Here is a 6,821-nt window from a genome sequence, read left to right as displayed (position 1 = left end):
TTTTTTAAGTAAAAAAGACTTCCTGGGGCATGAAAGGGACCGGTTTGAGCTCGATATTAAATCCTCAAAGATTTCCAAGGAGCTCGCAAATTGGCTCGAAAACAAAGGAATCCCATCTAAAAGAGTCTATTCGAACAATAATTATCGTAAGGAGCTCCCAAATTGGCAGCTGGAGATGCTTCCCGTTCTCTCCCATCGCTACATTGCCGTACGCTCCGGTGTCGGATCGTTCGGCTGGTCAGGCAATGTGGGCATCAAGGGTTACGGCGCCACCATTCAGCTGGGAACCGTAGTCACCACTGCAGAACTTGAACCTACCGAGCCTATCCCTCCTGAGGAATCCTTCTGCAACAAGTGCAAGCTTTGCGTATCTGCGTGCACGGCTGGCATGTTTGATAAAGAAAAAGAAACCTCTGTCACCATGGGCGGTTACACCTTCTCATACGGTGCGCGTAAAAACATCATGCGCTGCCAATTGGTGTGCGGAGGCTTCACAGGTCTAAACAAGAGCGGCAAGTGGTCCACATGGTCTCCGGGACGCTTCCATATTCCCGAAGACGAAAAGGAACTTGCTTCGGTACTTTTCCGCGCAATTTTTCAATACAAAGAATGGCCCGAGAGAACGGACGGCAAACCAGGTTTTGAAAACCCAGCGGCACCGGGATTAAATCTTCGACTCACCTGCGGTATGTGTCAAAACATCTGCTGGGGCAACCCAGAAGACACAAAAGAAAACTATCGCCTACTAACAAATTCCGGATGCGTACTCCAGAGAAAAAACGGAGACATAATCATACTACCCCCAGACAAAGCCCAAAAAGTATTCAATGAATTCCCAGATGAGCACAAGAGAAAATACTACTAATTTAAAATTACATTTATCGCGGACAGATAATCATCCATATACTTATCAAGTTTTTTTATTAATTTGAACAATTCCATTTCTTTTTGTTCTATTTCCTTGGATATGCGAAGTTTTTTTCTACGCATATCGTTAACTTAATACCAGAGCTCATAGAACTTATTTCTTATGCGCTCTACTTCTTCTACGATATTCTTATTATATGGTTAGGTAAGAACGGTGAACATCTTCTCAAAGTTGTGGGAAAGGAAGACTCTTTTTCACTCCCTAAATTCAACTCTTATTATTGTTTTGATCTTAACTTTTCTATCATGGCTTGGATGCCGTCTGTGCGTATTCCCATAAGGGTTTATCTACCCTAGCTTTTGTTTCTTGGGATACAGATCCGGTTTCTACAAATTCTCTGCCCGCGTCTCGCACTGCCTCAAAGAAGGGTTCGAATAGTTTGATGTCAAAGTATCTCATCAATTCACCGGCACCCTTGAGAATGGTGACAGCGAATCCTTCACCCCTAGTCCAGATAGTACACACTCGGTCAAAGCAGTGTAGTAGTGATTCAAAGTGTTCTTGCTCGGGGAATCCAGAATTTGATATAAGAATCCACCGCTGCCTTTTACTCTTGTATCTGGCTGGATGACTAGCAAGTCCGTCTTTACCCTCTATTATATCCGGTTTTATGAGAGGTAGTATTCTTTCAAACATTGCCTTCATGTAGGCCGTCATATTGTAGATGTAAAGTGGTGTGGCCCAAATCAGGACATCTGCTTCCAGAATCTTCTCCAACACCTCTTTCATATCGTCTTTTTGAACGCATTCTCCTGGTGTCTGGAACCAGCAGCTGAAACAACCGGTACAGGGATTGATGTTCATTCGTCGCAAGTATAAGGTTTCTGTTTCGGCTCCGGCTTCACGGGCACCCTCAAGAAAGGCTTGAAGAATTTTTTCTGTGTTTCCTTTTTCCATTCGGGGGCTTCCCTGAAAAGCTAAAAGCTTCATAAATTATCCTCCAACATATTATGTTATTTCGATTTGAAACTCTCTCTTGTGGCGTAGGCTGCTTTCGGTGCGTATTCCCATAGGGGTTTGTCAACCTTAGCCTTTGTTTCTACGGAAACCTTTCCGGTCTCCACGAATTCTCTACCTGCGTCCCTTACCGCCTGGAAGAATGGTTTAAAAGTTTTGGGGTCCCCGAATCTCAGCATCTCACCGGCACCCTTAAGAATGATATAGGCGAAACCTTCTTGATTTGTGAAACCACGTGAGATTCTGTCAAAGCAGTGTAATAGTGGCTTAAAGTGTTCTTCCTCGGGAAAACCAGCGTTTGAAATCAGAATCCATCGCCATATCTTATCATATCTACGAGGATGTCCGGTTAGCCCATCTGGAGCCTTAACCAAATCCGGTTTTACTAGAGGAAGCAATCTTTCTAACAAGCGTTTCACATACGCGGTCATATTGTAGATATATAGCGGGGTTGCAAAAATCAAAACATCAGAATCCAGAATCTTCTCCAACACTTCATTCATATCGTCTTTCTGAACACACTTACCCGGTGTCTCATACCAGCAGCCAAAACAGCCATTACAGGGATTAATATTCATACGCCGCAAATACAGGGTCTCGGTCTCTGCACCAGCATCACGAGCACCTTCAAGAAAGGCCTTTAGAATTTTTTCGGTATTCCCTTTTTCCATTCGGGGGCTTCCCTGAAAAGCTAAAAGCTTCATGAAATTAACCTCCGACAAAATATTAATATTTACAAACAGAGCTTTGTATCTCTAAAAAAGGTTTTGCTGTAATAGGTTGTTTGGGGCTGATATTTGCTTTTTAAAAAACTCAACTTTTACTACTCTTTGTATTTCATCCAGATTTTCAATAATTTCTTTTTCTTTGATTAGAAACAGTGCGGGAACAGACCTTTTTTTCCGGTTGCTAGAACCCAGCAGTCTGCTAAACTAATGGGGTACTTACATTTGAATTGACCAACGATTAATGCTAATTCTTCCGAAGGTACGATTTTGGATATTTTTATTAATTTTTCAATAAATTTTACCGATCCAACATGTCCTTCTTTTCGATATGTAACATGGTACATTTCTGAAAGCGTGACCAGATTACAAAATCCGTTTTCTACGATTTTCCAAATATTATCATTCTTTTCCAAATAATAGAGGTATATGAGGAAACTAGTGACCAGAGCGTAACTCCTCTGCAAGCTTGAGAAGTCTTTCCTCCCTCTTTTATTAATTTCTCTCCCCCTCTAATATAATAGTTGAATCTATGATTTCAAAGTCTAAATTACTGAGCTCTTTCCTGTGTTTTTGGACATATTCCCTTAGAGCACCGCGAATAAGTTCTGTGGTACTCGTGAACATTTTTTCCTCCATTATCTTCTGTAAATATTTCCGCAATTTTTTTACTAATCCTAACTGATGGAAGAACAACAAAGTCCGTTAAATCACCTTGTAAATAAAAATTACAACAGTGAATAAATTTAGCATGTTAATCTACTTTAAATTTAACGAATTCGTAAATATAATAAAGCCTAAAAGCATCAATCCAAATTCAGAAAGCTATTCACTGAATTAAACAAAATTTTAATTAGAACTTTTAAAAATTTTTATACGTGATATAATACTCTTGACTTCTTTTAATTCCTTTTTTATTCAACATATGATTTTTAACCCATTTTTCGCACATTTGTGAATTCTATAGTAGAGTTCGATGTTCTCTTAAATTGTTTGAAGTTCTTTCTTGATAATCATGCTAATTATATTTGAGAAGCCCGCATAATTTCCCCCTTTCACTCCGGAAAGGGTTAAACCATAAGAATAACCTCGCAGAATCTGCGAAAAATAGGTTTTAAGACAACTTATTCCTGCTCTTATTTTTTTAAAAAAAATAATATTCGCCGACTCACAATTAGGAATTGGAGCTACACTTTTTAATAGACAATTTAATATATGAGTTTATCAATTAAAATCTATAAAAAAATTCTAAAGAATGGGAGTGGTTTTGTGGCATATAAATATCCGTTATTGTATAAACACATATTAGAGAACTGCTCGAAAATATATCCGAAATCTGAAATCGTGTACCGTGACACTCTCCGATTCACCTACAAGGAGATGGACGAGAGAGCAAGAAAAGGATCAAACATGCTAGCAGACCTAGGAGTGAAAGAAGGAGACAAAGTAATATGCTTCGACTGGAACACCTATCAGTTCTTCGACCTCTACTGGAGCGTTCCCTGCATGGGAGCCGTACTTCACGAGGGAAACCCCCGACTCTCCATTGAAGAAGCCGAGTACGTAGTAAACCACGCGCAAGACAAAGTACTTCTCTTTAACCAAGACTTCCTAGCTCTGATAGAGGCAATCGCCCCCAAACTAAAAAGCGTAGAACACTACATAGTGATAAATGACACCAAAGAAATCCCAGACACCAAACTGGAACCCATACACAACTACAACGAACTACATGAATCTGCATCCGCCGACTACGAGTACCCCGACCTAGACGAAAACAGTATAGCCACCATGTGCTACACCACCGGAACCACCGGACTACCCAAAGGCTGCGTCTTCTCACAGAGAGCAGGCGTACTACACAGCCTAGTGCAATCCGCCGCCTCCGGAAACTACTGGGGAATCACCAACGAGGACGTACTACTGCACATAACCCCACTATTCCACGCACACGCTTGGGGACTACCCTACTCCTGCGCACTCTTCGGAATGAAACAAGTACTGCCCGGCAGATACGAGCCCGCCACGATGGTAGACCTACTAGTAAAAGAAGGCTGCACAGTATCGGCATTCGTACCCACCCTACTAGTAATCATGATGTGGGCACCCAATTTCAAAGAAGCCATACCCAAACTAAAAGGATTCAAAGCCTTCATAGGTGGCTCAGCACTACCCCGAGGCCTAGCAGAACAGGGATGGGACTACGGCATGAAAATATTCGCCGCATACGGCTTAACCGAAAGCTTCCCACTACTTACCGAAGCATTCATCAGACCCGAACAAAAAGACCTACCTAAAGAGGAAAAAATCTCCCGATGGATCACCGCCGGAATACCAGTACCACTAGTCCACCTAAGAGTAGTAGATGAAAATATGAAAGATGTTCCAGCCGACAACGAAACCATGGGCGAAATCGTGGTAAGAGCACCCTGGCTCACCATGGAATACTACAAGGAACCAGAAAAAACTAAAGAACTATGGGCCGGGGGATGGATGCACACCGGGGACATCGCAACCATAGACGAGGAAGGATACATCCACATTAGGGATAGAACCAAGGATGTCATAAAAAGCGGTGGCGAATGGATATCCACACTAACCCTAGAAGACGTCGCCAGCATGCATCCCGCCGTAATGGAAGCATGCGTCATCGGAGTCAAACACGCAAAATGGGACGAAAGACCACTAGTCATAGTCGTACCCAAACCCGACTTCAAAGGCAAAGTCACCGAAAAAGAATTGCTCGAACACTTCAAAAAGTATCCGGAGAAAGTGCCAAAGTGGTGGCTTCCAGACAAGGTAGTTCTCGTGGACAGTTTGCCTAAGACCAGTGTGGGCAAGTTTAACAAGAAGGTTCTCAAAGAGCAGTACAAAGATATTCTAATGGGGTAAAGTCTAATAGTCCCTCTTTTTATTTTTTTTTAAAAAAAACTAATTTAATAATAGCAAATGCTTTTACTTTTCTTACTAAAAATTTATATATGTTTACAAATGATTAGATCATATTTGGGAGGGTGAAATAGTAAAATGGGTGTTGGAGAGGAAACTCGGGATAAAGCCAATCAAGAGGAGGATTTGGAAAAGTATTTTTTATCAAACACGATATTTACCCTCTTTTTTGGCATCGTTTTTTTGACAGTAATTGTTTTATTGATTTATGTTTCAAATCTGCTTTATGGAAACCCGTTGATAAACTACATATTGTATGGAGAAACGGGAGGAAAACTCCTTTTTTCTATAATTTTAATGGTATTAATAATTGGAGTATACGTATACGGACTCATAAGATATCGTAAGAAAATATATTGGAAAACCCCGCCTTATGTAAGCAAGAAATTAAATGCAGTTTTTGCCATAGGGTTTATTTGGTTGTGGTTAAGCGGGTTGTACTTTATAAGAGAGTTTTCTAGTTTCCTTTCAGATTTTGGCACGTACACTAGTTATTGCCTGTTTAACGGCTATAGCTACTATCTAACCGGAGATTTTAGTTTTGCAATGAATTATAATATGATTTTTCCCATGGTACAATCAGTATCAGAAAATTGGGCATTCTGGCTGTACTGGCTTATTTTACCCATGTTTATGGTATCACTTCTTATGGTGATAGGGGGTTTTCTCTACGTGAAACACAAAAAATAATAATAGGAGAGTGAGGTTTTAAATAATGGGGGGTCTTGGATTGTTTTTTGATGATGACCTAGATTTGCAGAAAGCATACTGGAGAATTACCGTGATGTCCACCCTGATTGCGGCGTTTTGTATTTCCGTTTACGTAATCTATTTGTGGATGGTGTTTCCAACCTTTTTGAAATTCCAATAGGCTGTATTCCCACTTTTTTAACACGTCCTTTGGACTTCCAAACGCTCTCGGGCTGTTATGGCGTCTTGAAGTCAAAAATTTTTATGTAGGAATTTTAGACACCACATCATCTACTTTGAAATCGATTGTTTTGTTTAAAGTCAATACCACAACCGAGTTCGTATTATTAATGTTGCTTTTTATTCCTTTCACACCGTTTTTTACCGTATACGGGAAGTATATGCTTGTGTTTTGCTCAAGTTTCCCGGAAAAGAAGCGTTTTTTAAGCCCCCGAAACAAAGGAGTAAACAACCACATAATTAAGAACAAAATTAATAGAAAAGGGTGGTGCACATTTTCTAAAAGCGCATGGTTGCCCAAAATAAGGTCATTCCAGACCACTCACCGGCTG

At 40.6% G+C, this 6,821-nt stretch carries 8 protein-coding genes; 4 read left to right on the top strand and 4 right to left on the bottom strand.

The genetic code is table 11. The features are described from left to right. Positions 1 to 865 (top strand): epoxyqueuosine reductase (locus ACUVXA_RS13895; RefSeq protein WP_445871877.1); only part of this gene is annotated, 865 nt, incomplete at its 5' end. A gap of 306 nt (positions 866 to 1,171) precedes the next feature. Here ACUVXA_RS13895 and ACUVXA_RS13890 read toward each other — a convergent pair. The 4 genes from ACUVXA_RS13890 to ACUVXA_RS13875 all read right to left on the bottom strand — a co-directional run bounded on the left by ACUVXA_RS13890 (position 1,172) and on the right by ACUVXA_RS13875 (position 3,237). Continuing rightward, positions 1,172 to 1,858 carry a flavodoxin family protein gene (locus ACUVXA_RS13890; protein WP_445871876.1) on the bottom strand — a complete coding sequence of 229 codons (687 nt, stop codon included), beginning with the start codon at positions 1,856 to 1,858 and terminating at the stop codon, positions 1,172 to 1,174. A gap of 23 nt (positions 1,859 to 1,881) precedes the next feature. Then, complete coding sequence (locus tag ACUVXA_RS13885; RefSeq protein WP_445871875.1) at positions 1,882 to 2,589, bottom strand: flavodoxin family protein; 708 nt, start codon at positions 2,587 to 2,589, stop codon at positions 1,882 to 1,884. Between the two features lie 167 nt (positions 2,590 to 2,756). Next, positions 2,757 to 3,077, bottom strand: a complete 321-nt coding sequence (locus ACUVXA_RS13880; RefSeq protein WP_445871874.1) for a PIN domain-containing protein — start codon at positions 3,075 to 3,077, stop codon at positions 2,757 to 2,759. A 28-nt stretch (positions 3,078 to 3,105) separates the two neighbouring features. Beyond that, the gene (locus tag ACUVXA_RS13875) at positions 3,106 to 3,237 is read right to left on the bottom strand and encodes a hypothetical protein (RefSeq protein WP_445871873.1); all 132 of its coding nucleotides are present in this window, start codon (positions 3,235 to 3,237) and stop codon (positions 3,106 to 3,108) included. A 642-nt stretch (positions 3,238 to 3,879) separates the two neighbouring features. On the opposite strand from ACUVXA_RS13875, the gene ACUVXA_RS13870 reads away from it, so the two are divergent. The 3 genes from ACUVXA_RS13870 to ACUVXA_RS13860 all read left to right on the top strand — a co-directional run bounded on the left by ACUVXA_RS13870 (position 3,880) and on the right by ACUVXA_RS13860 (position 6,430). Further along, on the top strand, positions 3,880 to 5,502 hold the full coding sequence (locus ACUVXA_RS13870) for a long-chain-fatty-acid--CoA ligase (RefSeq protein WP_445871872.1): 1,623 nt from the start codon (positions 3,880 to 3,882) through the stop codon (positions 5,500 to 5,502). Between the two features lie 135 nt (positions 5,503 to 5,637). Continuing rightward, a complete protein-coding gene (locus ACUVXA_RS13865; protein WP_445871871.1) occupies positions 5,638 to 6,249 on the top strand; it encodes a hypothetical protein in 612 nt (203 codons plus the stop codon). 40 nt (positions 6,250 to 6,289) lie between these two features. Beyond that, positions 6,290 to 6,430 (top strand): hypothetical protein, encoded by a 141-nt coding sequence (locus ACUVXA_RS13860; RefSeq protein WP_445871870.1) that lies wholly within the window; start codon positions 6,290 to 6,292, stop codon positions 6,428 to 6,430. Positions 6,431 to 6,821: the final 391 nt, after the last annotated feature.

The organism is Candidatus Jordarchaeum sp. (assembly GCF_052745115.1).
The sequence above is the reverse complement of the archived record's forward strand: the minus strand, read 5'-3'. Positions and strand labels throughout refer to the sequence as shown.